Consider the following 25,629-nt stretch of genomic DNA (forward strand, 5'->3'; position numbering starts at 1 on the left):
GCACGCGCGCTGCCCTGGGTCGCTTCGCTGCGCTCGCGATGACGCCGCCTACCCCGCCAGCGGCAGCGGCGCGATCCGAGCCGGTGCGGCGACGCTCTTCCGCTCGAGCAGGCCCGGCGGGGGCACCGGCGCGTTGATGGTGCAGACCACGCCGCCCGGCTCGTAGGACAACGTGACTTCGCCGGCCAGTTCCCGGGCGAGGCTACGCTCGATCAGACGCGAGCCGAACCCGGTGCGGGTCGGCTTCTTGACGAGCGGCCCGCCGCTCTCCGCCCAGCGCAGGAACAGATGCGCCTCCGCCTCGCGGCGCACCGTCCAGGAGATTTCGACGCAGCCGCCCTCGGTCGAGAGCGCCCCGTACTTCACGGCGTTGGTCCCGAGTTCGTGCAGCGCCATGGCGATCGAGAGCGCGAGCCGCGGCGGCAGGCGCAGCGCCGGCCCGACCACACGGAACCGCGAGGCGTGGCCATCGCCCGCTTCCAGCGGCCGGATCGCGTCCGCCACCACCGCCGAGAGTTCCGCGCCCTCCCAGCTCTCGCGGGTCAGGACGTCGTGCACGCGGGCGAGGGCCAGGAGGCGCGCCTCGAATGCGGCCCGCGCGGCGTCGGCCTCGGCGCCTTCGAGACCGCGCAAAGATTGGGCGGCGATCGACTGGACGGTCGCCAGCGTGTTCTTCACCCGGTGGTTCAGCTCGTGAATCAGGAGCAGCAGGTGCTCCTCGGCGTTCTTCGCGTCCGAGATGTCAATGTTGCAGCCCGTATAGCCGAGGAAGTTGTGGTCATCGTCGAGGCGCGCCACGCCCTCGCACTGGAGCCAGCGCACCACTCCGTCCCTGTCGATCACCCGGACCTCGAGGCGGAACGGCTGGCGCGCATCGAAGGCCTCGCCGAAGGCCGCGCGGAAGGTGTCGAGATCGTCCGGATGTACGATCCGCCGCCATCCGTCGCCGGCAAACTCCGCCGCCGGCATGCCGAACAGGTGCTCGAAATGCAGGTTCGCGAAGCTGACGGCGCCGGTCTCATCGGTCATCCAGATCAGCGCCGGCGCCGAATCGGCCATGTGGCGGAATCGGGCCTCGCTCTCGCTGAGGGCCGTCAGGCCGCGCCGCGTGTCGGCGAGTGCGCGGTCGCGCTCCTCCTCCCGCGTCCGCAGCCGCAGCGAGGCGTCCGACAGCACCGCTCCGAGCCGCTGAATCTCATGAACCGGCGAGGGCACGCGCGGAATCGCTTCGCCGCGGGCGAGGGCCGGTCCGGAAGCGGCCAGCAGGCGCAGCGGGCGCGACACCCGCGACCAGAGATTGACCGCCAGCAGCGACGAGGTGGCCAGCACCAGCAGGCCGAAGCCCGCGAAAGCCCAGATCCAGCGCCGGACCCGCGCGTCGACGACGCTCTGCGGGATGCTCGTGGCGACCATCCAGCCGGTCAGCCGCGAGCGCGCCTCGATCACGACCACTGGCTTGTGCTGGCGATCCTGGCCCTCCCACACGCCTGGCGTCGTCGTCTGGACCTGCCGAAGGCTGGCGAGCCGCTGACGGCCGATCACGGCATCCGGATCCGGCAGGCGCGCCATCACGATGCCGGAGCGGTCACTGATCCCTGTCGTCCATCCGGGTACGACCTCGCGCGACAGGATGCCCTGGAGCCGCGCGAGCGGCACGGTGAAGCTCAGGATGTAGGCGACCTCGCCATCCATCATGACGGGCACGCCGACCGCGTAGGTCGCCTCCGCGGGGGTCGGGCCGGGCACGTAGCCGCTCACCATCGCCCGCTGGGTGCCCCGGGACAGCTCCTGATCGAACGGCAGCGGAACCACCGGCAGCGGCGCGGTGCGCGGGACGCCGGTATTGACCACTTCCTGGCCGTTGGGGCGCCGAAGCAGCACGTCCAAGTCGATTGACTCGCGCACGAGGCGGGCTTGCGTGTCGAAGGCTTCGAAGTCGCCCTGGCGGATCCGCGGCGAGGTCGCCAGCGTTTGGAGCACCGACACCAGGCCAGCTGTGTCGCGGTCGAGGGACAGGCCGATCCCCCGTACGTTCTCGCGGGCGTCCTGCTCGAACCGGGCCCGCTCCGCGGAGGCGTAGCGCATGAGCAGGATGCTGGTGAACAGCAGGCCCGGACCGATCAGGGCGATCACCAGGGCAATCAGATAGACCTGCGTCGAGAAGCCGTTGCCGGCGAAACGGTGGAGCCGCCGCGACAGCCAGGATCGGCGCGCGGGAATCACCGCCGGGACGCCGCCGCCCTCGGACTGGTGATCCGGACTCAAGCGGGGCCCGCCCCCGGCCCGCGGTGCCCCGCAGGCTCCTCGCCGTTCCCTCGCCTCATGATCGGTCGATATGGCCGAGATCGCGCTCCGGGTCGAGGCGGTCCCGCACCCGTTGCTTCAGCGCCTTCACATCGGGGAAGCCCCCGTCGCGCACCCGCTCCCACAGCAGCGCGCCGTCGAGCTCGATGCGGAACGCCCCGCCTGTGGCGGGAATCAGGGCGACCTCACCCAGATCGTCGCGGAAGGTCGAGAGCAGCTCCTGCGCCATCCAGGCCGAGCGCAACAGCCAGTTGCACTGCGTGCAGTAGGTGATCGCGACGCGCGGCCGGTTCACCGGCGCCTGCGTCCCCGTGGTCAGGTCGCTGTCGGGCTCTGCGGCCGCTGGCCTCTCGTGCATGGCGGAACAGCGCATTGCAGGCCACGCCTTGTCAACTGCATGGCGTGCGGGCGGCGGCGGTTCCGGTGCGCGCGGCGGAATCACTGCGTCGGGTTCCTGGCCGCTCTGCCGCATCAGGCGCAGGAACGTCACGCACCGTGCTTGACGTCCCGGGCCGCCGCGCCCTAGAAGGCCGGCCACCGGGTCGCTGCGCCTGCAGGTGTGGGCGACCACAGGGCGTGCGCTGACGGCGGCCCGCCGGTACGGACGGTTAGCACAGCGGTAGTGCGTTCCCTTCACACGGGAAAGGTCGCAGGTTCGATCCCTGCACCGTCCACCATCCCCTTCCCTCCGAAAATCTGACAATCGCGTCGGTTTGCCACCCGAAACGCGCGTGCTAAGGGCGCACGATCGGCGAACGCATAAGCTTGGACCCGGCCCGTTCCGGGTCGCGAGTCACGGGCAGGGGAAGGGGCGGAAACGGCCATGAAGGATATCCTCGACAAGCTCGAAGAGCGTCGGGCGCTGGCCCGGCTCGGCGGTGGCGAGAAGCGCGTCGAGGCACAGCACAAGCGCGGCAAGCTGACGGCGCGGGAACGTATCGAACTCCTCCTCGACCACGGGTCGTTCGAGGAATTCGACATGTTCGTGCAGCATCGTTCCACTGATTTCGGCATGGAGAAGCAGAAGATTCCCGGCGACGGCGTCGTGACCGGTTGGGGCACGATCAACGGCCGCACGGTCTTCCTGTTCTCGAAGGATTTCACGGTGTTCGGCGGCTCTCTCTCGGAGGCGCATGCCCAGAAGATCGTGAAGGTCCAGGACATGGCGCTGAAGATGCGTGCCCCGATCATCGGCATCTTCGATGCCGGCGGCGCGCGCATCCAGGAGGGCGTGGCGGCGCTCGGCGGCTACGGCGAGGTGTTCCGCCGCAACGTCATGGCCTCGGGGGTGATCCCGCAGATCTCGGTGATCATGGGGCCCTGCGCGGGCGGCGACGTCTACTCTCCCGCCATGACCGACTTCATCTTCATGGTCCGCGACACGAGCTACATGTTCGTGACCGGCCCCGATGTGGTGAAGACCGTGACCAACGAAGTCGTGACCGCCGAGGAACTCGGTGGCGCAAAGGTGCACACGACCAAGTCGTCCATCGCCGACGGCTCCTTCGAGAACGACGTCGAGGCGATCCTCCAGATCCGGCGCCTGCTCGATTTCCTCCCCGCCAACAACATCGACGGCGTTCCGGAACTCGAGAGCTTCGACGAGGTCGATCGTCTCGACATGTCGCTGGACACGCTGATCCCCGACAATCCCAACAAGCCCTACGACATGGGCGAGGTAATCCGCCGCGTGGCGGACGAGGGCGACTTCTTCGAGATCCAGGCCGCCTACGCGCGCAACATCATCACAGGCTTCGGCCGGATCGAGGGGCGCACCGTCGGATTCGTGGCCAACCAGCCGCTGGTCCTGGCGGGCGTGCTCGATTCGGACGCGTCACGAAAAGCCGCGCGGTTCGTGCGCTACTGCGACGCGTTCGGCATCCCGATTGTCACCTTCGTGGACGTGCCGGGCTTCCTGCCGGGCACGGCCCAGGAATACGGCGGCCTGATCAAGCACGGCGCCAAGCTGCTGTTCGCCTATTCGCAGGCCACAGTGCCGCTGGTGACGATCATCACCCGCAAGGCCTTCGGCGGTGCCTACGACGTCATGGCGTCGAAACATGTCGGCGCGGACGTGAACTATGCGTGGCCGACGGCGCAGATCGCCGTGATGGGTGCCAAGGGCGCGGTGGAGATCATCTTCCGCAGCGAGCTCGGCGACCCCGAGAAGATCGCGGCGCGCACGGGCGAGTACGAGGATCGCTTCCTGTCGCCATTCGTGGCCGCTGAGCGCGGCTACATCGACGAGGTGATCATGCCGCACTCGACGCGGCGCCGGATTGCGCGGGCGCTCGGCATGCTCCGGACCAAGGAGATGGAGCAGCCCTGGAAGAAGCACGACAACATCCCGCTCTGAGGCGGGATCGTCTGTCGGCGGCGCGGTCCGCCGGCCTCAGCTCCGGTCGCTGTGCTCGATCACCGCGCAGAGGGTCAGGGGGCCCTTGTCGGGCGAGACCATCGCCGAGCAGGTCACCCGGGCCCCGCCGAGATCGACATTGCTGTGCCGCAGCTTCGTGGCTGCGGCCTGGGCGCGATGGGCGGCGTCCGTGATCACTGCGGCATCGATGCCCGTGACCGCATGCCCCGCGTGACCGAACAGGTCATAATAGCTGTCCGGTGGGCTCGCACCGCGGAATTGAGCGCCGACCGAGGACAGGTCGGGGCCGCCGCAGGCGAGCGTGAGGGTCATGTCCGGCCCGGCGGTAAAGCTTGCGTAGTCGCTGCTGCGCTCCGCGGTCTTGGCGGTGGTCTCCGCCGTGACCTTGTCGACGAGGGCGTCGCAGGACTGCGCTTGAACGGAGATGTGGCTGGTCGCCAGCACCACGAGAGCCAGACAGGGAACGATTGCGCGCATGCTGGCGAGGTAGCGCGGCGAGCCTCGGAAAACGAGCGCCGCGGCGTTCGGGCGCGGGGCCGCCCTGATGTTCGCGCGTTCCAGCAGCGAAACCGGTCGTTCCCGGTCAGGCGCCGGCGATGGCCGGATCCGGCAGTCCCAGTTCGAGGAGCACGATCTCCGGGGGCACGCCGAATCGCATCGGGATGCGGCTCATTCCGAAGCCGCCTGAGACGATCATGTGCCGTCCGTCCTGGATGACGTGTCCGTACGAATAATCGTGGCCGTCGATCTTCCGGATCGCAGGTGAACGGCCGAAGATCCGGACCTGCCCGCCATGGGTATGGCCGGCCAGGGTGAGGGAGACGCGATCGGGGACGTCCATGAAGATGTCGGGCTCGTGCGCCATCAGGATCACCGGCGCCGAATCGGTGACCGCTTCGAGCGTGCGTCGCACGTCGGCGTAGCTGACGGACGTCCAGACGTCCTCGAAGGGCTGCTGGTCGGCGAGGCCGGCGATCCAGAACGGGCGTCCGTCCTTGGTCAGACGCAGCGCTTGGTTTTCCAAGACCGGGATTCCGCGCGCCTCCAGTAGACCCTTGACCGCAGGCGGCCCGCGGCGCGCCTGCTGGACGGCCTTGTCGTCCCACCAATCGTGATTGCCCAGGATCGCGTGCGTTCCGAGCGGCGCCTCCAGATCCTCCATCATCCGGGCGAATTGGGTGAGCGGCAACTTGCGCCACGCGATCTTGCCGGCCGGGTAATCACCGAGCAGCAGCACGAGATCGGGCTTGAGCGCATTGGTCGCGTCCACGATCTCCGCCACGCGGTCGAAGGGCATGAACGGCTCGCAGACATGGAAATCCGCGAGCACCGCGACCCGCAGGCGCAAACCCGGATCCCAGTTCGGCAAGGCTGGCGCGTAGGACGTGACGACCAGCCGGTGCATCGGCTCGACGTCGAAGGCGTAGACTCCGGTCGCGGCCGCCACGCCCGCGCCCGCTCCGAGCCCTGCCAGGAACTGCCGTCGGGTCGGCAGAATCAGCATCGCACCATACCTGTTCGCTCTGGAGGTCGTCGCGATCCGCTAGGTGCGCAGTCCGGCGAAAGCGGGGCAGTGCTGCGCCGGACCCAAACAGCCTAACGGTGGCTGGTTCAGCACGTCTAAATGAGGCCATGGAGCGTGGCCTGTCGCCGTGGTCGGTTTATAAGGCACTGTCCTGTCCTGCGAATAGACCCGGAACCAGATGTTGAACCGTCCCCTGCGCATCGGCACCCGCGGCTCGCCGATGGCCCTTGCTCAGACGGGCATGGTGCGCGACCGGATCGTTGCCGCCAATCCGGGCCTCGAAACCGAGCTCGTCGTCGTGACCACGGTGGCCGACAAGATCCTCGACCGGCCACTCTCCGAGATCGGCGGCAAGGGCCTGTTCACCAAGGAGTTGGAGCAGGCGCTGTTCGCCGACGAGGTGGACGTCGCGGTGCATTCCATGAAGGACGTGGAGACGTGGCTTCCCGACGGGCTGACCATCGCCTGCATCCTGGAGCGTGATGACCCGCGCGACGCGTTTCTGTCGCCGCACGCGGACGGGTTGGCGGGCCTGCCGGCGGGGGCGCGGGTGGGGACCTCGTCGCTGCGTCGCGGGGCGCAGGTCCTCATGCAGCGGCCGGATCTCCGAGTCGTTCCCCTGCGCGGCAACGCCAACACGCGGATGCGCAAGCTCGAAGCGGGCGAGTGCGATGCGACCCTGCTGGCCCTTGCCGGCCTGCAGCGCCTCGGGCTCGAAGGCATGGCGCGCAGTATCCTCCCGGTCGACGAGATGCTGCCGGCGGTGGCGCAAGGCGCGCTGGGGATTGAGTGCCGATCCGGCGACAGCGCGGTCCACCAGATTCTGGCACCGATCGCCTGTGACCGCACGACCACGGCGATCGCGGCCGAGCGGGCGCTCCTGGCGGAGCTGGACGGGTCGTGCCGGACGCCGATCGCTGCCCTCGCGCGGATCGAAGGCGAGACGCTCACCCTGGACGGTCTGCTGTTCCTGCCGGACGGCAGCCGTCACTGGGCAGTCACCCGCCAGGGCGCGGCCGTCGATGCGGAGCGCATCGGCCGCGAGGCCGGCGCCGTCCTGAAGGCCGAGGCCGGCGAGACCTACACCCGCCACCTGCAGTGATGGGAAGCCCATGCCGTTCGTGACCTTGGTCGACGTGTTCACCCACGCGGGACGCGGCGGTAACCCCTGCCCCGTCGTGGCGGACGCGGGCGGCCTCGACGCCGAAGCCATGCGGGACGTCGCACGGCGCTACGGCCATGAATCGGGTTTCGCGCTGCCGCCTGGCGACGGGGCGCACGACCTGCGGTTCCGCTTCTTCGTGCCGAACCACGAAATGGAGATGTGCGCCCACGCGACGATCGGGACGCTCTGGGTGCTGGCTCGGGAGGGGCGGCTGCCGGATTCGACCGTGCGGATCGCCACCGGCAGCGGGGCGGTGATGGGCTTCGTGTCGGCGCGCGGCGACGGGGACTGGACGATCGCGATCACGCAGCCGGCCGGCAGCGTCCGTCCCCTCGCCGGCGAGGCGGAGGCCGCGGTCCTGACGGCGCTGGGGATCGGTCGCGACACCCTGGCGGACCGGCCGGTCCACAACGCCGTGACCTCGCGGGTGAAGACCCTCGTCCCGATGCGCGATGCGGCGGCGCTGAATGCCCTGGCGCCGGCTTCCGGTGCCGTCGAGGCCGCCTGCTCGCGGATCGGCTCGACCGGGCTGTACCCTTATGCCGTCCTGGACGGACCGGCACAGCTGTTCGAGGCGCGGCAGTTCCCACACTCCTCGGGCTACCCCGAGGACGCCGCCACCGGGATCGCCGCTGCAGCGCTCGCTTTCGGCTTGCTGGCAGACGGCCTCGTGGCGCCGGACGATCGGCCGATCCGCATCCTTCAGGGCCGGGCGATGGGCCGGCTGTCCGAGATCCGCGTCCGGCTCGGATTTGCGGAAGGACGCGCGATCGGCTGTTTGCTGGAGGGCGACGTCGCGATCAGCGCGACGATGTGAGGGCGATCACTCCGATCGTCCATTGCGGTCGCGCCGGATGCTGCGCCGGACGGCGACGAGCTGCCAGACGCCGATGCCGAACACGACCAGAAACACGAGGCCGAGGTCGAGGGCGGCGAAGAGGCGGTCGCCCATCTCAGGGCCTCAAAGCGATGCGGAGCGACTGAACGCCTCGCGCTCTCGCATGCGTTCGATCAGGTCGAGCACGTGCACGACGCGGCCTCCGACATCCCACCACGGTCGAAGCGCGGGGCGCTGGCGGGATGGCGTGAGCGGATGGCGGCCGACCGCCTCGATCAGGAACGCGGCTTCCGCAAGAGCTGGAGCGGCAAGGACTGCACTGCGGGCGGGCTCGCGCATCGCGCGTGCGATCAGCAGCAGCTTGCGTGCGCCACCGACGCGGGCGCGGCGCGTGACCGAATCGTAGCCGTTCGCCGCGATCTCGCGCCCGATCTCGGCATAGATCAGGCCCGCGGCCCGGATCGCCGGACGGCACTGGACCGGCAGGACGGCGATACCGGCTTCCGCCCGCGCGTACAGCACCTCAGCCTCGGAAAGGAGTCGGGCCACGATGCCGGACAGTGCGGGGCCCGGTTGCGGGTCCGCAAGGAACGCGTCCGGGTCGAGACCGGCCTCACGCATCCAGTCGAGCGGAAGGTAGAGCCGGCCCATCCGGGCGTCCTCGCCGACATCCCGCGCGATGTTGGTGAGCTGCATCGCGGCCCCGAGATCGCAGGCGCGGGCGAGCGCGTCCGGCTCGCGGGCCCCCATGATCACTGCCATCATCGCCCCGACCGAGCCCGCGACCCGCGCGGCGTAGCCGTGAACCGCATTCAGGTCGGCATAGCGCCGACCTTCCGCGTCCCACGCGAAGCCCTCGATGAGGGCGCGCGGCAGGGTTTCGGGAATCGCGTATGCGCTGACGATTTCCGAGAAGGCGCGATCGGCCGCCGAATCGGCCGGATGGCCGGCATAGGCCCGGCTGATCCGGGCATCGAGGCGGGCGACCGCGTCGCGCCGGTCGGCCGGGCTCGGCGCCTCGTCAACGAGGTCGTCGGAGAGCCGGCAGAAGGCGTAGAGGCCGTAGGCCGCCTCGCGCACATCCCAGGGCAGCAGCCGCCCGGCCGCGAAAAAGCTCTTCGAGCCCGTTCGGATCGCGGTCCGGCATGCGGTCCGGTCGGCTGCGGCGGCAAATTCAGGCGGTAACGCGGGCATCGGGCACCACGCTGTCGAGGATACGGGCGGAGGAGAGCACGCCGGGCAGACCGGCGCCGGGATGCGTGCCGGCGCCCACGAGGTAGAGATTGCGAACCGCGCCCGACCGATTGTGCGGCCGGAACCAAGCGGATTGCGTGAGCACCGGCTCCAATCCGAAGCCGGAGCCGCGGTAGCTCAGGAAATCGTCCTGGAAATCCTTGGGGGTCGTCACCTTCGAGGTCACGATCACGTCGGACAGGCCGGGAAGGACGCTGGATTCCAGGATGCGGGCAATCCGCCGTCGATACGGTTCGGCCAGCGCTTCCCAGTCCTGGCCGCCCGCGAGGTTCGGCACCGGTGCCAACACGTAGAACGCATCGCACCCCGCGGGCGCGAGGCTCGGATCGGTCGCCGTGGGCCGATGCAGGTAGAGGCTCGCATCGTCGGCGAGCCGCTTCCGGTCGAAGATGTCGGCGAGCAGCCCGCGGTATCGCGGCCCCAGCAGGATCGTGTGGTGATCCACGTTCGGATAGCGGCGGCTCGTGCCGAAGTACCAGACGAACAGCCCCATGGAGGAGCGGGCGCGGCGGAACCGGCCGGCGCTCCAGCGCTGCGGCCGAGGAAGGAGCTGCGCGTGGGTCACCGCCGAGTCGGCGTTGGACACCACCACATCGGCCGCGATTGTCTCGCCGCTCTGAAGCTCGACGCCCGTCGCTTCGCCCCGATCCACGCGAATGCGGGCCACGTCGACGCCGAGACGGACCCGGCCGCGCTGGCTGCGGATCAGACGGACCAGACCGTCGACGAGCTGGCCGGTCCCGCCCAGGGCGAAATGGACGCCCCAGCGCCGCTCCAAATCGGCGATCAGGCAGTAGATCGCGCTGGCCCGGAAGGGGTTGCCGCCGATCAGCAGCGGATGGAAGCTGAAGACCGTGCGCAGCCGCTCGTCACGGATGAAGCGGGCCACGACGTCGTAGACGGAGCGGTGTCCGGACAGGCGGAGCAGATCCGGAGCGATCCGCAGCATCGCTCCGACGTGGTCGAAGGGCACGTGACCGAGCTGCTCGAAGCCGATGCGGCAGACCGCCCGGCTATGCGCCATGAATCGCTCGTAGCCGGCGACGTCATCGGGCGCGAAGCGCGCCACCTCCGCCCGCATCTGCTCCGGGTCGCCATTGTAGGCGAAAGAGGAGCCGTCAGCGAACCGGATCCGGTAGAACGGATCCATAGGCACAAGTTTGACGTCGTCCGACAGCCGGCGGCCGGCGAGATGCCAGAGTTCCTCGAACAGTTGAGGCGCGGTGACGATGGTCGGTCCGGCGTCGAAGGTGAATCCGTCCTGCCGGTGCACCCGTGCGCGACCGCCGGCCTGCGTCAGACGCTCCAGCACGGTGACCCGATACCCGCGCGCACCGAGCCGGACGGCTGCTGCCAAGCCACCGAACCCAGCTCCGATGACCGCGGCATGGGGCCGTCGGTCGATCTGCTGAATCACCCTCTGGTCAGGCGCTAGTGTCAACATGAGTTGACACTAGCGCGGCAGTTTCGGCTCGCGCAAGCGGGAAAGGTGTCTACACGAGGCAACATGCGACCGTCCTCCACTGAAGGGGCGGGCCGGAGGGGGAAGCAGCACGGGATGGGGAATGATCGGTTGGGACCGGCTGCGCACGTCCGCGCCCGAGCCGGTCGCCTCACAAAACACGCGATTTCGCGGAGATATCTAGCCGCAAAGCATCTATAGGGCCTCGGCAGGCCAAGTCTTTGGCGGGGAAGCGGAAGCGTGATGGACGGTCGTCGTCAGACCATCTTCGTTGCGGGCCATCGTGGGATGGTCGGCTCGGCGATCGTGCGCCGACTGCAGGAACTCGGCCACGAACGCGTCCTGACTGCCGACCGGCGGGCACTCGACCTGCTCGACCAAGCCGCGGTCCGTCAATTCTTCGCCGAGAATCAAATCGATCAGGTCTACCTCGCCGCAGCCAAAGTCGGCGGCATCCACGCCAACAACACCTATCCGGCTGCCTTCATCCACGACAATCTTCTGATCCAGACCAACGTCATCCATGCCGCCCATATGAGCGGCGTGGACCGGCTGCTGTTCCTCGGATCGTCGTGCATCTACCCGAAGCACGCCGAGCAGCCGATGCGCGAGGATGCGCTCCTCACCGGGGTTCTGGAGCCGACCAACGAGCCCTACGCGATCGCCAAGATCGCCGGCATCAAGATGTGCGAGAGCTACAACCGTCAGTACGGGCGGCGGTATCGAAGCGTGATGCCGACCAACCTGTACGGGCCGAACGACAACTTCCACCCCGAGAACGCCCATGTCCTGCCGGCGCTGATGCGGCGCCTGCACGAGGCGAAGGCCGAAGGCCGCGCGACGGTCACCGTGTGGGGCACCGGCCGGGCGATGCGGGAATTCCTGCATGTCGACGACATGGCGCGCGCCAGCGTGTTCGTGATGGAGATGGACGACGCGCTCTACGCGGCGAATACGCGGCCGGACCTGTCGCACATCAACGTCGGGACGGGTGAGGATTGTACCATCCGCCAGTTGGCTGAGGCACTGGCGCGCGTGATCGGCTACGAAGGCGAGCTCGCGTTTGACGCGACGAAGCCGGACGGCACGCCGCGCAAGCTGATGGACGTGTCGCGGCTCACCGCCATGGGCTGGCGGCCGCAGATCGGCTTGGAGGATGGATTGCGCCAGACCTACGGCTGGTTCCTGGAGAACCACGCCAGCCTGCGCGGCTGAGCGGCAGACCTTTCGGCCTCGCCCGCGCCTCGGCGCTGGGCCGGGTCGCCCACGATCATGTCCCACACGATTATCCGTTCGGGGAGGAGCCGGAGCATGGCCCAGCGGCCGTCTGACGAGACCCAGAATGCGCGGCGGCGCGAATTCCTGAAGAGCTTCCGAAACTTCGACGCGAATATTCGCTTCCCGGCGCCCTACACACACTTCGCCGGGAAGCCGCTGACGGCGGTGGCGGACAAGGGCTGGCGTTACGACGCCCTCGGCTATCGCAACGACATCCATGCGGATGTGCGACCGGCCTCCGAGACCCTTCGGGTGTTCGTCGTCGGTGACAGCACCCTGGTCGATGGGGAATCCTTCGCCGACGCCGTTCCCGGCCGGCTCGAGACCGGTCTGAAGCGCATCCATGGCGAGGGCGCGCGCGTCTACAATTTCGGCGCCATCTCGGCCTGCTTGAATCAGATGATCGCCCTGATCACGACCCGGCTGATGGACCTTCAGCCGGACGTGATCCTGATCGTCGGCGGCGGCACCGACATGTTCCAGCCGTGGAGCTTCGATCCGCGCGCCGGCTATCCCTACAACCACTTCGCCAACGAGTGCCTCTACGACTACGTCTTCGATCCCAGAAAGCAGGATGGGGAGGCGCAGGATCTGACGTTCGACGGTCTGCATGCGTTGATTTTCCAGCGTCTGGAGAATCTGCGGGTGCTGACAAACTGGCAGTCGGACCTGTGGGAATGGGAGGTTGTGCGGCAGTTCGAGCTGTCGCTGAATCGGCTGAAACGCCTCGCCCCGGGAATCGGCGCCCCGATCCGTTTCGTGCTTCAGCCGGCTGTCGTCCGAAGCGCCGAACGCGTCGGCGAAGAGGCGCGTGCCGCCTCCGGCGAATTCCTGGCCTATCTCGACCGGCAATATACGCGGTGCGAGAGCGTGCTGTCCCGCCTCGACGCGGCACCGGTTCCGGGTGCGGCTTTCGGGGTGCGGGATCTGAGCCGGATCTTCGAGAGCGACAGCCGTCCCATCTTCACCGACGTGGTGCATGTGACCTTCGATGGCCGGCAGACATTGGCCGAACGGCTCCAGGAAGAAATCTCGGCTGCGCTTGGCGGCGCGGTTCAGCCGGGCGCGTAGGCCGTGGCCGAGCCCATCGTCTTCATCGGTGACTCGATCACCGAATTGTGGGGCTTTCACCGGGCCGGCACCTTCGAAGCCTACGACCTCATTCCCCGCGGCGGATCCGGCCAGACGGCGCGCTGGATCACGATGCGGTTCCGCCGAGACCTGGAGGAGACGGCGGCCCGGGGTGTCCATCTCCTCTGCGGCGTCAACGACATCGGCCGCAACGAGGGTTTCTTCGTCCCCGCCGAGGAGATCGCCCGGACCTTGGCCGGCATGCTCGACGAGGCGCGGGCCATGGGCGTGAAGGCCTGGATCGGCTCGATCATGCCGGCCGAGCGCATTCCGTGGAATCCGGAGGTGCAGGATGCGCCGGCCATGATCGCCGCAGTCAACACGTGGTTGCGCGACCACGCCCACGAGCACGGCGCGACCTTCATCGACTACCATTCCGTGCTGGCGACGGAGACGGGTGCGCTACGGCCGGAATACGGAACCGACGGGCTGCATCTCAGCCCCGCCGGCTATCAGGCGATCGAGCCGCTGATGCTCGCAGCCCTCGGACGCATCCCCCGGCTGCCGCCAGCGATCGAGCTTGCGACGACGCCGGCGAAGTCCCACTCGGGGCGCCTTGCTGGCATCGCCGTGGCGGCTGCGGCCGTGCTGGCTGCCGTCGCCGCCCTCGTTCTTAACGTCCGCTGATCAAACCCGGCGCACCGCGCCGTGCGCCGCACTGGTCGTCAGCATGGCGTAAGCGCGCAGGGCCGCGCTGACCTTGCGCTTCCGGGGGCTCGCCGGCTGCCAGCCCGCCGCCTCCTGGGCGACCCGCCGCCGCTCGAGTTCGGCCGGTTCGACCTCCAGGCGGATGCTCCGGGCCGGGATGTCGATGGCGATGGGATCGCCGTCGCGCACCAAGCCGATCAGCCCGCCCTCGGCCGCCTCCGGAGAGACATGGCCGATCGACAGGCCCGATGAGCCGCCGGAAAACCGCCCGTCGGTGACGAGGGCACAGGCCTTCCCGAGCCCCTTCGATTTCAGGTAGCTCGTCGGGTACAGCATCTCCTGCATGCCGGGGCCGCCGCGCGGGCCCTCGTAGCGGATCAGCACCACCTCGCCGGCCGTGACCTTGCCGTTCAGGATCCCGTCGACAGCCGCGTCCTGGCTCTCGAACACCCGGGCCGTCCCCGTGAAGGTCAGGATCGAGGCGTCGACGCCCGCGGTCTTCACGATGCAGCCTTCCTCGGCGAGATTGCCGAACAGCACGGCGAGCCCGCCATCCTGCGAATAGGCGTGCGCGGCGTCGCGAATGACGCCGTTTGCGCGGTCGAGATCGAGCTGGTCGAACCGGGATTCCTGGCTGAACGCCACCTGGGTCGGCACCCCGCCCGGCGCCGCCCGGTAGAAGGTCTGGACCGACGCCGACGGCGCGGCGCGCACGTCCCAGCGCGCGAGGGCATTGCCGAGCGTCCCGGCCGAGACGTTGCCGACCTCCGTGTCGATCAGGCCGGCACGGTCGAGTTCGCCCAGGATACCCATGATGCCGCCGGCCCTGTGCACGTCCTCCATGTGGACGTTGGCGACCGCCGGGGCGACCTTGCACAGCACTGGCACCCGCCGGGACAGCCGATCGATATCCGCCATCGTGAAGGGCACCTCGCCCTCGTGGGCGGCGGCCAGCAGGTGCAGCACCGTGTTGGTCGAGCCGCCCATGGCGATGTCAAGGGTCATGGCGTTCTCGAAGGCCCTGAAGCTCGCCACCGCGCGCGGCAGCACGCCCGCATCATCCTGCTCGTAGTGGCGGCGGGCCAGATCGACGATCAGGTGGCCGGCCTCGACGAACAGGCGGCGGCGGTCGGCGTGGGTGGCGAGCACCGAGCCATTGCCCGGAAGCGCCAGCCCGAGCGCCTCGGTGAGGCAGTTCATCGAATTGGCCGTGAACATGCCCGAGCACGACCCGCAGGTCGGGCAGGCCGAGCGCTCGATCACCGCGACGTCCTCGTCGGAGATCCGGTCGTCGGCCGCCGCGATCATCGCATCGACCAGATCGACCTTCCTGGCGATGCCGGGAAGCTGGACTTTGCCGGCCTCCATCGGGCCGCCGGAGACGAACACGGTCGGGATGTTGAGGCGCAAGCTCGCCATCAGCATGCCGGGCGTGATCTTGTCGCAATTCGAGATGCACACCATCGCGTCGGCGCAGTGCGCGTTGACCATGTACTCAACGGAATCGGCGATCAGCTCCCGCGACGGCAGCGAATACAGCATGCCGTCATGGCCCATGGCGATGCCGTCATCGACCGCGATGGTGTTGAATTCCTTGGCGACGCCGCCGGCCGCCTCGATCTCGCGCGCGACCAGCTGGCCGAGATCCTTGAGGTGGACGTGGCCCGGCACGAACTGCGTGAAGGAGTTCACCACCGCGATGATCGGCTTGCCGAAATCGGCATCCTTCATGCCCGTGGCGCGCCACAATCCGCGGGCGCCGGCCATGTTGCGGCCATGGGTGGTGGTGCGGGAGCGATAGGCGGGCATCGAAAGCTTCGACTGGTTCAAAGGTGAAGGGTTTCTGCGCCTGCGCCCGCCCCACTTCAAGCGTCGCCGAGCGGCTCGCAGCCGTGGCATGCTCCTGGCGGATGGCAATTTGGAGGAGGGTAGACCGGTGACAGAGGTGGATTTTCTCCGGCGAGCCATCGCGCAGGGTCAGGGCTCGGCCCAGGCCGACCTGGTTCTGAAGGGTGGTCGATTCCTAGACCTCGTCACCGGGGACATCGTCGCGTCCGACATCGCGATCTGCGGCGACCGCATCGTCGGAACCTTCGGCGAATATCGTGGCACCCGGGAAATCGATGTCGCCGGCAAGATCGTGGTGCCGGGCTTCATCGACACGCATTTCCACGTCGAATCGTCGCTGATGCCGCCGCAGGAATTCGAGCGCTGCGTCCTTCCGCACGGCGTCACCACGGGGATCTGCGACCCCCACGAGATGGCCAACGTCCTCGGCGCCGAGGCCTTCGCGTGGTTCCTCGCCGCGTCGGAGACGCTGGCGATGGACCTGCGGGTGCAGCTCTCCTCCTGCGTGCCGGCCACCGACCATCTGGAGACCTCGGGCGCGCGGATCGACGCGCACGACCTGCTTGCCTTCGCGGGCCATCCCAAGGTGATCGGGCTCGCCGAATTCATGAACTTCCCGGGCGTGCTGGCCGGCGATCCCGGGGTGCTGGACAAGCTCGCGGCCTTCCAGGGCCGGCACATCGACGGCCACGCGCCGCTGCTGCGCGGCACAGGCCTCAACGGCTACATCGCGGCCGGCATCCGCACCGAGCACGAGGCGACGACACCGGAGGAAGCCCTGGAAAAGCTGTCCAAGGGCCTCACCGTGCTGATCCGCGAAGGCTCGGTCTGCAAGGACCTGCACGCGCTGGCGCCGATCCTGACCGAGCGGACGGCGCCGTTCCTGGCCTTCTGCACCGACGACCGGAACCCCCTCGACATCGCCGAGGAGGGCCACCTCGATTTCGTCATCCGCACGGCCATCGCCCTTGGCGTCCCGCTGCTGGCCGCCTACCGGGCAGCGTCCTGGTCGGCCGCGCGGGCCTTCGGGCTACACGATCGCGGCTTGGTGGCGCCGGGGCAGCGCGCCGATCTGGTGGTGCTCGACGATCTTGCCGCCTGCGCGGTCTCCCAGGTGTTGAGCGCAGGCCGCCCGGTGAATGCGGCGCTGTTCGACGCGCGGCCCGCCATCAATCCCATCGGCCGCGGCAGCGTACGGGCAAGGCGCGTCACGGAAGCGGATTTCGCCGCTTCGGGCTCCGGGCCGTCGACGCCGGTCATCGGCGTCGTGCCGGGCAAGATCATCACCCTGCGCCACGACCTGACGCTGCCCTATTCCGGTGGCGAGCGGCGCATCGACCTCGATCAGGACGTCATCAAGGTCGCCGTGGTCGAGCGCCACGGCCGGACGCCGGCTGGCATGCGCGGTATCGGGGTCGCGTTCGTGAAGGGGTTCGGCCTGAAGCGCGGCGCGATCGCCTCGTCGGTCGGGCACGACAGCCACAACATCACGGTGGTCGGAGCGGACGACGGCGACATGGCCGTGGCGGTGAACCGGCTGGGTGAGATCGAAGGCGGCTTCGTGGTGGTCGAGGGCGGCCGCGTTCTGGGCGAGATCGCCCTGCCGATCGCCGGCCTGATGAGCCTGATGCCGTTCGCCGACATCCGCAGCGCGCTCGTAACCCTGCGGGCTGCGGCGCGAAGCCTCGGCGTGGTCCTGCAGGAGCCGTTCCTGCAGGTGGCGTTCCTGCCGCTGCCGGTGATCCCGCATCTGAAGATCACCGACCGCGGGCTTGTGGATGTCGACCGCTTCGCGCTGATCGACCCGTGAATTAGATTGCGCGCAATTTAAATTGGACCTATACAGATCCGAGCCGGCGCCTCAATGCCGACGCTCGTCCACAAACCGGAGACCGTCATGTCCGTAGACGTGAAGTACCGCACCACCGCCACCGCAACCGGAGGCCGCGACGGCGCCGCCCGGACGGCCGACGGCAGCTTCGAGGTGAAGCTCGCCACGCCGAAGGAACTCGGCGGCGCGGGCGGCCCCGGTGCGAATCCGGAGCAGCTCTTCGCGTCCGGCTACTCGGCGTGCTTCCTCGGCGCCATGAAGGCCGTTGCCCCGTCGCTGCATCTGAAGGTCCCGGCGGAGACCACCGTGACCGCCGATGTCGGCATCGGCCCGCGCTCCGAGGGCGGTTTCGGCATTACCGCCGACCTGACGATCAGTCTGCCTGGTCTCGATCGCGCCGAGGCGCAGAAGCTCGTCGACGCCGCGCATCAGGTATGCCCGTACTCCAACGCGACGCGCGGCAACGTCAATGTCGGGCTGAAGCTCGCCTGAGCGCTCCGTGATCCCGGGGCCGCTCGGCGGCGCCGGGATCCAGACCCTGCGACGCAGGATGGCTTGGCACCGACAGCGAATCTGGGTTCCGGGCTCGCCTGCGGCGCCCCGGAATGACGGTGGATCACCGGGCGTCCCAGTCACGCGTTCGCGCCCGCATGCAGACGCGGTCGGCCGCATCGAGCGTTACGCCTTCGAAGCCTGCCGCGGTCAACCTGCCGCAAACGCGGAATGTCTGATTCGCCGTCATCGGTGACACGCCGCGATACCGGAACGTCCGCGGTACGGATCCGAGCAGTGTCGCGGCGAGGTTCATGAGCAGGCTCGCCTGCATTGGCCCGTGGACCACGAGGTCGGCGTATCCCTCGACCTGCGTCGCATAGGGTTGATCGTAGTGGAAGCGGTGGCCGTTGAAGGTCATTGCCGAGTAGCGGAACAGCAGGGTCGGCGTCGCCGGCACGTCCCAGATCGCCCCGTAGGCACCGGGATCGTCGCGCTCGGGCGCGGCAGCCGCGCCGGTCAGGGCGTCGGCCGCCTCGCGATAGACGATGTCCTGCCGCTCGCGGATGGCAACGCCGCGCTCCATCGCGACCGCGTGGTCGACGGTGACGAAGCATAATCTGCCGCTGCGCCCCGCCTTGAAGGCCACGTCGCGCACGGTTTCGGTGCGCGTGACGCGATCGCCCACGCGCAGATCGGCCAGCGTCTCGATCTGCCCGCCCGCCCACATCCGCCGCGGCAGCGGTACGGGCGGCAGGAACCCGCCCTTGGCGGCGTGGCCGTCCGGTCCGAGGGAATCGGCGGGTGGGGTCTCCGGGGCGAGGCACCAGTGCAGGGCGGGCGGCGCAATGCCGTTCGCGACCGGGGCGAGATGCGGCGCGAAGGTCGCGCCGAACTCGGCCATCAGGCGCGGGGTGACAAGGTCGGACGCCTCCCGCGTCCGCCCGATCCAGGCGGCGAAATCGGTCATGTCAGTAGGAGCGCGGCAGGCCGAGCACGTGCTCGGCCAGGTAGGCGAGGATCAGGTTCGTCGAGATCGGCGCGACTTGGTAAAGGCGCGTCTCGCGGAACTTGCGCTCGATGTCGTACTCCTCGGCGAAGCCGAAGCCGCCATGGGTCTGGATGCAGGCATTGGCCGCCTCGAAGGAGGCGTCGGCGGCAAGCATCTTGGCCATGTTGGCCTCCGCGCCCGGGTTGGCGCCGCCCTCGTAGAGGATCAGCGCCTCGCGAACCATCAGCTCGGCCGCGCGCATGTTGGCATAGGCCCTGGCGATCGGGAACTGCACGCCCTGATTGGCACCGATCGGCCGTCCGAATACCGCGCGCTCGCCAGCATAGGCCTTCGCCTTGTCGATGAACCACTTGGCGTCGCCGATGCACTCGGCGGCGATCAGGATCCGCTCGGCGTTCATGCCGGACAGGATGTAGCGGAAGCCCCTGCCCTCCTCGCCGATGAGATTCTGCGCCGGCACGAGGAGATTGTCGAAGAACACTTCCGTGGTCGCGTGGTTCATCATCGTCCGGATCGGCCGGATGGTGAGCCCGTTGCCCGTCGCCGCGCGCATGTCGACGAGCAGCACAGACAATCCGTCCGTGCGCTTCATGCCCTCGGTCCGCGGCGTGGTGCGGGCGAGCAGCAGCATCAGGTCCGAATGCTCGGCGCGGCTGGTCCAAATCTTCTGCCCGTTGACGACATAGTGGTCGCCTTCCAGGCGCGCCGTCGTCTTCAGGCTGCCGGTATCGGTGCCGCTGGTCGGCTCCGTCACCCCGAAAGCCTGGAGCCGAAGGCGGCCCTCCGCGATCGCCGGCAGGTACGCGGCCTTCTGCGCCTCCGAGCCGTGCCGCAGCAGCGTGCCCATCGTGTACATCTGCGCATGACAGGCGCCGCCGTTGCAGCCCGCGCGCTGGACCTCCTCGAGGATCGCGGCGGCGGCGGAGAGCGGCAGGCCGGAGCCACCGTATTCCTCGGGGATCAGCACCGACAGGTAGCCGCTCTCGGTCAGCGCGTTCACGAACGCGGTCGGGTAGGCCATCTCCCGATCGAGCGCCCGCCAGTACGGCCCTGGGAAACCGGCGCAGAGCTTGGCGACCGCCTCGCGGATTTCGGTATAGGCTTCCATCAGAGGCTCCTCAGGCCGTGCGGCCGCCATCGACGGGGAGATCGACGCCGGTGATGAATGCCGCCTCGTCGGAGGCGAGGAACAGGGCCGCGGCGGCGATGTCGCTCGCCTGCGACAGGCGTCCGAGCGGGATCGTGGCGATGAACCGGTCCCGGTTCTCTGGCGTGTCGAGGACGCCCATGAAATGCTCGAGAAGACCCGTGGCACCCATGACCGGGCAGAGCGCATTCACCCGGATCTTCCAGGGCGCCAGTTCCAGGGCCAGCGATTTCGAGGCGAGGCTCGCCGCGCCCTTGGAGGCGTTGTACCACGTGAGCCCCGGTCGCGGCCGCAGCGCCGCCGTCGAGCTGACGTTCAGGATCGCGCCGCCGCCCGCGTCGCGCATCAGTGGCGCGACTTCCCGGACGTAGTGGAAGATCGACTTCACATTGACCCGGAAGACCCGGTCGAAATCCTCCTCGGTCACCTCCATCAGCGGCTTGTTCCGATGGGTCGTCCCGGCGTTGTTGACGAGCACGTGCGGCACCCCGAAGCGCCGAAGGGTTTCGGCCACGCTGGCGGCGACATCGCCCGCCAAGCCGACATCCGCGGTAATCGCCAGGGCGTTGTCGCCGATCTCGGCGGCGACCCGCTCGGCCGCAGCGCCGTCGATATCGATACAGGCCACCCTGGCGCCCTCGGCCGCGAAACGCTGGGCGATGCCCGCCCCGAAGCCGCTTCCGGCGCCTGTCACGAGCGCGATCTTGCCGTCGAGCCTCATGGTCTCCTCCTGCGGTTGCGTCGTGCCGTCGTTTCTCGGTCCTCAATCCTGGCCGGCGAATTCCGCTCGGATCCGCGCGTTGTGTTCGCCGATCGCCGGCACCGGTCCGAAAGCGCGAACCCGACCATCGATCAGCACGGGCGGCGCGACGAGGCGGGCTGGGCCGGCGGGGGTCTCGACCTCCGCGCGGATCAGCGCCGGATGGCTGGCGAGATCCGACAGGGCGTTGACGAAACCGTAGGCGGTGCCGGCCGCCTTCAGCCGGGCCGCAGCGGCGTCGCGGCTCAGCCGCACCAGTGTGGCGCCGATGCGCAGATCGACGGCGGCGCGGTTGGCCACCCGGGCGTTGTTGGACGCGAAGCCCTCCGCCCGGGCGAGATCCGGCTCGCCGAGCACGCCCGCGCAGAAACCGGCCCATTCGCGCTCGTTCTGGATCGAGATCAGCACCAGGCTGCCATCCGCAGTCGGAAAGGCGCCGTAGGGGCAGATCGACGGGTGGGCGAGACCGACCCGCCTGGGCGCTTCCCCGGTGCCCTCGAAGTAGAGCAGCGGCACGTTCATCCAGTCGGCCGCGGCGCTGAACAGGCTGACGCTCAGAGCGCAGCCCGCGCCGCTGATCCCGCGCGCGATCAGCGCCTCCAGGATCGCGGCATGGGCATCCATCCCGCACGCGACGTCGCAGACGGAGACGCCGACACGTCCGGGTCCTGCCGGGTGGCCGGTGATACCGGCGAGCCCGCTCTCGGCCTGGACCAGCAGGTCGTAGGCCTTCATGTCGCTGTAGGCATTGTCGGCGCCGTAGCCGGAGATATCGACGGTGATCAGGCGCGGGTGGCGCGCGCGCAGCTCAGCCGAGCCAAAGCCCGCGCGAGCGGCGGCCCCGGGCGCGAGATTCTGAACGAACACATCGGTTCGCGCGAGGATCGCGTGCAGAAGGCGCGCGTCCTCGGGATCCTTGATGTCGGCGACGAGGCTTTCCTTGCCGCGGTTGAGCCAGACGAAGTAGCTCGCCAGCCCGTTGACCGCCGCGTCGTAGCCGCGGGCGAAGTCTCCCTCCGGGCGCTCGATCTTGATGACGCGTGCGCCGGCATCGGCCAGTCGCGAGGTGCAGTAGGGTGCGGCGACCGCCTGCTCCAGAGCAAGCACGGTCAGCCCTCGCAGCGGCAGGTTCTGGCTCATCCGGTTCCTTCGGCGTCGCGCAGCCTCGCAGGGCCGGACCCGGATGAACTGGAACGGCAACAGGACCCGCCAAGCGGGCCTTGGTGACAGGGCCGCCCGGCCGTTGGCTTCGGGCTGGCTGTACCGCAACGCTCAGCGTCCTTCAGAGCGCCGCGAAGGAATCCAGTGGCGCCACGCTCGCCGACGTCCCGCTGCCCTGGGTTGCTTCACTGCGCTCGTAAGGACGGCGGACGGCCTCACTCCGCTGCGCGCAACGCGGGCGGGCCGCGAACCTCCTCCACCGGCTCCGGATCATCAATCGCGGCGTCTACCGCCTCCGGCTTGTCCCGGAACGAAAGCCGCTGCGCCAGCCGGTCAAGATAAAGGTAGATGACCGGCGTGGTGAAGAGCGTGAGCACCTGGCTCACCGCGAGGCCGCCGACCATCGCGTAGCCCAGGGGCTGCCGGATCTCGGAGCCGGTGCCGTGCGCAAACATGAGCGGGATGCCGCCGAGCAGGGCCGCCATCGTGGTCATCAGGATCGGGCGGAACCGCAGGAGGGCGGCCTGTCGGATCGCCGCCTCCGGCGTGAGCCCCTCGTCGCGCTCGGCCGCGATGGCGAAGTCGACCAGCATGATGCCGTTCTTCTTCACGATGCCGATCAGCAGGATGATGCCGATCAGCGCGATCAGGCTGAAATCGAACCCCGCCCACATCAGCACCGCCAGCGCCCCGACGCCGGCCGACGGCAAGGTCGACAGGATCGTGATCGGGTGGATGAAGCTTTCGTAGAGGATGCCGAGGATCAGGTAGACCACGAACAGGGCGGCCAGGATCAGCAGCGGCACCGTCGACAGCGATTGCTGGAAGGCCTGCGCAGTGCCCTGGAAGCCGCTGACGACCGTCGGCGGCACCTGCAGGTCGCGCATCGCCCGGCCGATCGCCTCCGTCGCCTGGCCGAGGGCGACGTCGGGCGCGAGGTTGAAGCTGATCGTGACCGCCGGAAACTGGCCCTGGTGATTGACGGCCAGCGGCGCCACCGGATCGGTCGTCCAGCGGGCGAACGCTGCGAGCGGCACCTGGCCGCCGCCGTTCGGCGCCTTGATGTAGATCTTGTCGAGGCTCTCGACGCTGCCCTGAAGCGCCGGAAGCACCTCCAGCACGACGTGGTAGCTGTTCAGCTGCGTGAAGTACTGCGCGATCTGACGCTGGCCGAACGCATCGTACAGCGTGTCGTCGATGAGCTGGGGCGTAATGCCGTAACGCGAGGCCGCGTCACGGTCGATCGACAGCGTCAACGTCGTGCCCCGGGTCTGCTGGTCGGTCGCGACGTCGCGCAATTCGGGCAGGGTCTTCATCCTGTCGAGGATGCGGGGCGCCCAGGCGTTCAGCTCGGCAAGATCCGGATCCTGGAGGGTGTACTCGAACTGCGTCCGCGAGGTCCGGCCGCCGGTGCGCACGTCCTGCGTCGCCTGGATGAAGGTTCGCACACCTTCAACGCGGTCCAGCTTCGGGCGCAACCGGCCGATCACCTGGAAGGCGTTGACGTCGCGCTCCTCGCGAGGCTTGAGCGTGATGTACATGCGCCCGGAATTCAGCGCCTGGCCGTTGCCGCCGAGCGACATGCCGACCGTGGCCACCGCCGGATCGGCCTGGACGATCGCACCGACCTTCTCCTGGAGCGTCTTCATCGCCGAGAAGGAAATGTCCTGGCCCGCCTCGGTGACGCCGATCATGAAGCCGGTGTCCTGCTGCGGGAAGAAGCCCTTCGGGATCGCGACGAACAGGTAGCCGGTCAGTGCCAGCGTGGCGAAGAACACCAGCAGGGTGACGCGGCGGAAGCGCAGGGCGACGTCGAGGGCGCTCTCGTAGACCGACAGCAGCCAGTCGAAGGCGGCTTCGCTCATCCGGTAGAGGCGGCCGTGCCGCTCGGCATCGTGCGGCTTGAGCAGCCGCGAGGCCATCATCGGCGTGAGCGTCAGCGACACGAAGGCCGAGACCGCGATGGTCATCGACAGCACGACGGCGAACTCGCGGAACAGCCGGCCGATGATGCCGCCCATGAGCAGCAGCGGGATCAGCACTGCGATCAGCGAGACCGAGATGGACACGATCGTGAAGCCGATCTCGCCCGCGCCCTTGAAGGCGGCCTCCATGGGCCGCATCCCCTCCTCGACGTAGCGGCTGATGTTCTCAAGCACGACGATGGCGTCGTCGACCACGAACCCGACCGAGATCGTCAGGGCCATCAGGGAGAGGTTGTCGAGGGTGTAGCCCACCATCCACATCAGCGCGCAGGCGCCGAGCAGCGCGAGCGGCACCGTCACGCTGGGAATGACGGTCGCCCAGAAGCTGCGCAGGAAGACGAAGATCACCCCGACCACCAGCACGATGGTGAGTAGCAGAGTGAATTGCACGTCCTCCACCGAGGCGCGGATCGTCTGGGTACGGTCGCTGAGGATGCCGATCTTGATCGCGGCCGGGAGCGTGGCGGTCAGGCGCGGCAGCTGCGCCTTGATGCTGTCCACCGTGTCGATCACGTTGGCGCCGGGCTGCTTGAAGACGACGAGGAACACGCCCCGCTTGCCGTTGGTCCAGCCCGCCTGCTTGGTGTCCTCCGGACCGGCTACCGCCTGGCCGATGTCGCGGACCCGCAGGGGCGCGCCGTTCTGGTAGGCGACGATGACGTCGTTCCAGTTCTTCGCGACCGTGAGCTGGTCGTTGGCGTAGATCGTGTAGCTGTGGCTGCCGCCGTCGATGCTGCCCTTCGGGTTGTTGACTGTCGTCAGGGTCAGCTGCGTGCGCACATCCTCCATCGACAGGTTCTTGGCGACGAGCTTGGCCGGATCGAGCTGGATCCGGATCGCGGGCTTTTGCTGGCCGCCGATGAACACCTGCGCGACGCCCGAGATCTGGCTGATCCGCTGGGCGAGCTGCACGTCGACCGCGTCGTCCACCTCGATCAGCGGCATGCTGTCCGACGTGGCCGAGAGCAGGAGGATCGGCGAATCCGCCGGGTTCACCTTCCGGTAGGTCGGCGGGGTCGGCAGGTTCTTCGGCAACTGGCCGCTGGCGGCGTTGATCGCCGCCTGAATGTCGCTCGCCGCCCCATCGATGTTGCGGTTGAGGTCGAACTGGACCGTCACGGTCGAGATGCCCAGCGAGCTGGTCGAGGTCATCTGCGACACGCTGGGGATCTGCGAGAATTGCCGCTCCAGCGGCTGCGCCACGGAGGACGCCATGGTCTCGGGGCTGCCGCCGGGCAGCTGCGCGGTCACCTGGATCGTCGGGAAATCGACCTGCGGCAGTGGGGCCACGCCCAGCAGCGGATAGGCAACGATCCCGAGGAACAGGATGCCGACCATGATGAGCGTGGTCGCAACCGGGAACCGGATGAACGGTGCGGAGATGCCGCCTTTCATCGCCGAACCTCGCGCC

The 25,629-nt window shown here is 68.7% G+C and carries 21 protein-coding genes and 1 tRNA gene; 9 read left to right on the forward strand and 13 right to left on the reverse strand.

The window, feature by feature from the left end; translation table 11 throughout:
- Positions 1–48: 48 nt before the first annotated feature.
- Positions 49–2,265: a sensor histidine kinase gene (locus JOE48_RS07485; RefSeq protein ID WP_210028974.1), complete on the reverse strand. Its 2,217-nt coding sequence runs from the start codon at positions 2,263–2,265 to the stop codon at positions 49–51.
- Positions 2,266–2,320: 55 nt separating this feature from the next.
- Positions 2,321–2,662 carry a SelT/SelW/SelH family protein gene (locus JOE48_RS07490; protein ID WP_210035629.1) on the reverse strand — a complete coding sequence of 114 codons (342 nt, stop codon included), beginning with the start codon at positions 2,660–2,662 and terminating at the stop codon, positions 2,321–2,323.
- 244 nt (positions 2,663–2,906) lie between these two features.
- On the opposite strand from JOE48_RS07490, the gene JOE48_RS07495 reads away from it, so the two are divergent.
- Together JOE48_RS07495 and JOE48_RS07500 are read left to right on the forward strand one after the other, a co-directional pair.
- A tRNA-Val gene (locus tag JOE48_RS07495) sits at positions 2,907–2,981 on the forward strand.
- A 146-nt stretch (positions 2,982–3,127) separates the two neighbouring features.
- Positions 3,128–4,660 carry an acyl-CoA carboxylase subunit beta gene (locus tag JOE48_RS07500; RefSeq protein WP_210028975.1) on the forward strand — a complete coding sequence of 511 codons (1,533 nt, stop codon included), beginning with the start codon at positions 3,128–3,130 and terminating at the stop codon, positions 4,658–4,660.
- Positions 4,661–4,696: 36 nt separating this feature from the next.
- Here JOE48_RS07500 and JOE48_RS07505 read toward each other — a convergent pair whose 3' ends face one another.
- Together JOE48_RS07505 and JOE48_RS07510 are read right to left on the reverse strand one after the other, a co-directional pair.
- Positions 4,697–5,158 carry an ABC transporter ATPase gene (locus JOE48_RS07505; RefSeq protein WP_210028976.1) on the reverse strand — a complete coding sequence of 154 codons (462 nt, stop codon included), beginning with the start codon at positions 5,156–5,158 and terminating at the stop codon, positions 4,697–4,699.
- Between the two features lie 106 nt (positions 5,159–5,264).
- The gene (locus JOE48_RS07510) at positions 5,265–6,185 is read right to left on the reverse strand and encodes a metallophosphoesterase (protein WP_210028977.1); all 921 of its coding nucleotides are present in this window, start codon (positions 6,183–6,185) and stop codon (positions 5,265–5,267) included.
- Between the two features lie 199 nt (positions 6,186–6,384).
- On the opposite strand from JOE48_RS07510, the gene hemC reads away from it, so the two are divergent.
- Together hemC and JOE48_RS07520 are read left to right on the forward strand one after the other, a co-directional pair.
- Positions 6,385–7,308 (forward strand): hydroxymethylbilane synthase, encoded by a 924-nt coding sequence (gene hemC, locus JOE48_RS07515; RefSeq protein ID WP_210028978.1) that lies wholly within the window; start codon positions 6,385–6,387, stop codon positions 7,306–7,308.
- 10 nt (positions 7,309–7,318) lie between these two features.
- Positions 7,319–8,188, forward strand: a complete 870-nt coding sequence (locus JOE48_RS07520) for a PhzF family phenazine biosynthesis protein (protein WP_210028979.1) — start codon at positions 7,319–7,321, stop codon at positions 8,186–8,188.
- Positions 8,189–8,194: 6 nt separating this feature from the next.
- Here the strand turns inward: JOE48_RS07520 and JOE48_RS30790 are convergent, their stop codons facing one another.
- Genes JOE48_RS30790 through crtI form a run of 3 tightly spaced genes read right to left on the reverse strand, consistent with a single transcriptional unit; the run spans position 8,195 to position 10,907 of the window.
- Positions 8,195–8,323 carry a hypothetical protein gene (locus tag JOE48_RS30790; RefSeq protein WP_280921303.1) on the reverse strand — a complete coding sequence of 43 codons (129 nt, stop codon included), beginning with the start codon at positions 8,321–8,323 and terminating at the stop codon, positions 8,195–8,197.
- 9 nt (positions 8,324–8,332) lie between these two features.
- Complete coding sequence (locus JOE48_RS07525; protein ID WP_210028980.1) at positions 8,333–9,403, reverse strand: phytoene/squalene synthase family protein; 1,071 nt, start codon at positions 9,401–9,403, stop codon at positions 8,333–8,335.
- The gene (crtI, locus tag JOE48_RS07530; protein ID WP_210028981.1) at positions 9,384–10,907 is read right to left on the reverse strand and encodes a phytoene desaturase family protein; all 1,524 of its coding nucleotides are present in this window, start codon (positions 10,905–10,907) and stop codon (positions 9,384–9,386) included. The genes JOE48_RS07525 and crtI overlap by 20 nt, the downstream gene beginning before the upstream one ends.
- 261 nt (positions 10,908–11,168) lie before the next feature.
- Between crtI and JOE48_RS07535 the strand changes: the two genes are divergently transcribed.
- From JOE48_RS07535 to JOE48_RS07545, 3 genes are all read left to right on the forward strand, one after another.
- A complete protein-coding gene (locus JOE48_RS07535; RefSeq protein ID WP_210028982.1) occupies positions 11,169–12,140 on the forward strand; it encodes a GDP-L-fucose synthase family protein in 972 nt (323 codons plus the stop codon).
- Positions 12,141–12,236: 96 nt separating this feature from the next.
- Positions 12,237–13,274, forward strand: a complete 1,038-nt coding sequence (locus JOE48_RS07540) for an SGNH/GDSL hydrolase family protein (protein ID WP_210028983.1) — start codon at positions 12,237–12,239, stop codon at positions 13,272–13,274.
- Positions 13,275–13,277: 3 nt separating this feature from the next.
- Positions 13,278–13,961, forward strand: a complete 684-nt coding sequence (locus tag JOE48_RS07545; RefSeq protein ID WP_210028984.1) for a GDSL-type esterase/lipase family protein — start codon at positions 13,278–13,280, stop codon at positions 13,959–13,961.
- Here the strand turns inward: JOE48_RS07545 and ilvD are convergent, their stop codons facing one another.
- Complete coding sequence (gene ilvD, locus JOE48_RS07550) at positions 13,962–15,791, reverse strand: dihydroxy-acid dehydratase (protein ID WP_210028985.1); 1,830 nt, start codon at positions 15,789–15,791, stop codon at positions 13,962–13,964.
- An 88-nt stretch (positions 15,792–15,879) separates the two neighbouring features.
- On the opposite strand from ilvD, the gene ade reads away from it, so the two are divergent.
- Positions 15,880–17,640 carry an adenine deaminase gene (gene ade, locus JOE48_RS07555; RefSeq protein ID WP_245252747.1) on the forward strand — a complete coding sequence of 587 codons (1,761 nt, stop codon included), beginning with the start codon at positions 15,880–15,882 and terminating at the stop codon, positions 17,638–17,640.
- A gap of 87 nt (positions 17,641–17,727) precedes the next feature.
- On the forward strand, positions 17,728–18,153 hold the full coding sequence (locus JOE48_RS07560; RefSeq protein WP_210028987.1) for an organic hydroperoxide resistance protein: 426 nt from the start codon (positions 17,728–17,730) through the stop codon (positions 18,151–18,153).
- A 124-nt stretch (positions 18,154–18,277) separates the two neighbouring features.
- Here the strand turns inward: JOE48_RS07560 and JOE48_RS07565 are convergent, their stop codons facing one another.
- The 5 genes from JOE48_RS07565 to JOE48_RS07585 form a co-directional block, all read right to left on the reverse strand.
- Positions 18,278–19,123 (reverse strand): MaoC family dehydratase N-terminal domain-containing protein, encoded by an 846-nt coding sequence (locus tag JOE48_RS07565; RefSeq protein WP_210028988.1) that lies wholly within the window; start codon positions 19,121–19,123, stop codon positions 18,278–18,280.
- Between the two features lies 1 nt (position 19,124).
- Positions 19,125–20,273, reverse strand: a complete 1,149-nt coding sequence (locus JOE48_RS07570; protein ID WP_210028991.1) for an acyl-CoA dehydrogenase family protein — start codon at positions 20,271–20,273, stop codon at positions 19,125–19,127.
- Between the two features lie 10 nt (positions 20,274–20,283).
- A complete protein-coding gene (locus JOE48_RS07575; RefSeq protein ID WP_210028992.1) occupies positions 20,284–21,033 on the reverse strand; it encodes an SDR family oxidoreductase in 750 nt (249 codons plus the stop codon).
- Between the two features lie 42 nt (positions 21,034–21,075).
- Positions 21,076–22,212 carry a CaiB/BaiF CoA transferase family protein gene (locus JOE48_RS07580; protein ID WP_210028993.1) on the reverse strand — a complete coding sequence of 379 codons (1,137 nt, stop codon included), beginning with the start codon at positions 22,210–22,212 and terminating at the stop codon, positions 21,076–21,078.
- A 236-nt stretch (positions 22,213–22,448) separates the two neighbouring features.
- The gene (locus tag JOE48_RS07585) at positions 22,449–25,613 is read right to left on the reverse strand and encodes an efflux RND transporter permease subunit (RefSeq protein ID WP_210028994.1); all 3,165 of its coding nucleotides are present in this window, start codon (positions 25,611–25,613) and stop codon (positions 22,449–22,451) included.
- Between the last annotated feature and the right edge of the window lie 16 nt (positions 25,614–25,629).

The sequence above is a fragment of the Methylobacterium sp. PvR107 genome (assembly GCF_017833295.1).
GTDB lineage: Bacteria > Pseudomonadota > Alphaproteobacteria > Rhizobiales > Beijerinckiaceae > Methylobacterium.

Excerpts from the sequence above, each read along its gene's own strand:
- JOE48_RS07560 (WP_210028987.1), top strand. The coding sequence starts at position 17,728 with ATGTCCGTAGACGTGAAGTACCGCACCACCGCCACCGCAACCGGAGGC.
- JOE48_RS07580 (WP_210028993.1), bottom strand. The coding sequence starts at position 22,212 with ATGAGCCAGAACCTGCCGCTGCGAGGGCTGACCGTGCTTGCTCTGGAG.
- JOE48_RS30790 (WP_280921303.1), bottom strand. The coding sequence starts at position 8,323 with ATGGGCGACCGCCTCTTCGCCGCCCTCGACCTCGGCCTCGTGTTTCTG.
- JOE48_RS07535 (WP_210028982.1), top strand. The coding sequence starts at position 11,169 with ATGGACGGTCGTCGTCAGACCATCTTCGTTGCGGGCCATCGTGGGATG.
- JOE48_RS07570 (WP_210028991.1), bottom strand. The coding sequence starts at position 20,273 with ATGGAAGCCTATACCGAAATCCGCGAGGCGGTCGCCAAGCTCTGCGCC.
- JOE48_RS07510 (WP_210028977.1), bottom strand. The coding sequence starts at position 6,185 with ATGCTGATTCTGCCGACCCGACGGCAGTTCCTGGCAGGGCTCGGAGCG.
- hemC (WP_210028978.1), top strand. The coding sequence starts at position 6,385 with ATGTTGAACCGTCCCCTGCGCATCGGCACCCGCGGCTCGCCGATGGCC.
- crtI (WP_210028981.1), bottom strand. The coding sequence starts at position 10,907 with ATGTTGACACTAGCGCCTGACCAGAGGGTGATTCAGCAGATCGACCGA.
- JOE48_RS07520 (WP_210028979.1), top strand. The coding sequence starts at position 7,319 with ATGCCGTTCGTGACCTTGGTCGACGTGTTCACCCACGCGGGACGCGGC.
- JOE48_RS07540 (WP_210028983.1), top strand. The coding sequence starts at position 12,237 with ATGGCCCAGCGGCCGTCTGACGAGACCCAGAATGCGCGGCGGCGCGAA.
- JOE48_RS07490 (WP_210035629.1), bottom strand. The coding sequence starts at position 2,662 with ATGCACGAGAGGCCAGCGGCCGCAGAGCCCGACAGCGACCTGACCACG.
- ilvD (WP_210028985.1), bottom strand. The coding sequence starts at position 15,791 with ATGCCCGCCTATCGCTCCCGCACCACCACCCATGGCCGCAACATGGCC.
- JOE48_RS07585 (WP_210028994.1), bottom strand. The coding sequence starts at position 25,613 with ATGAAAGGCGGCATCTCCGCACCGTTCATCCGGTTCCCGGTTGCGACC.
- JOE48_RS07525 (WP_210028980.1), bottom strand. The coding sequence starts at position 9,403 with ATGCCCGCGTTACCGCCTGAATTTGCCGCCGCAGCCGACCGGACCGCA.
- ade (WP_245252747.1), top strand. The coding sequence starts at position 15,880 with ATGCTCCTGGCGGATGGCAATTTGGAGGAGGGTAGACCGGTGACAGAG.
- JOE48_RS07575 (WP_210028992.1), bottom strand. The coding sequence starts at position 21,033 with ATGAGGCTCGACGGCAAGATCGCGCTCGTGACAGGCGCCGGAAGCGGC.
- JOE48_RS07505 (WP_210028976.1), bottom strand. The coding sequence starts at position 5,158 with ATGCGCGCAATCGTTCCCTGTCTGGCTCTCGTGGTGCTGGCGACCAGC.
- JOE48_RS07500 (WP_210028975.1), top strand. The coding sequence starts at position 3,128 with ATGAAGGATATCCTCGACAAGCTCGAAGAGCGTCGGGCGCTGGCCCGG.
- JOE48_RS07565 (WP_210028988.1), bottom strand. The coding sequence starts at position 19,123 with ATGACCGATTTCGCCGCCTGGATCGGGCGGACGCGGGAGGCGTCCGAC.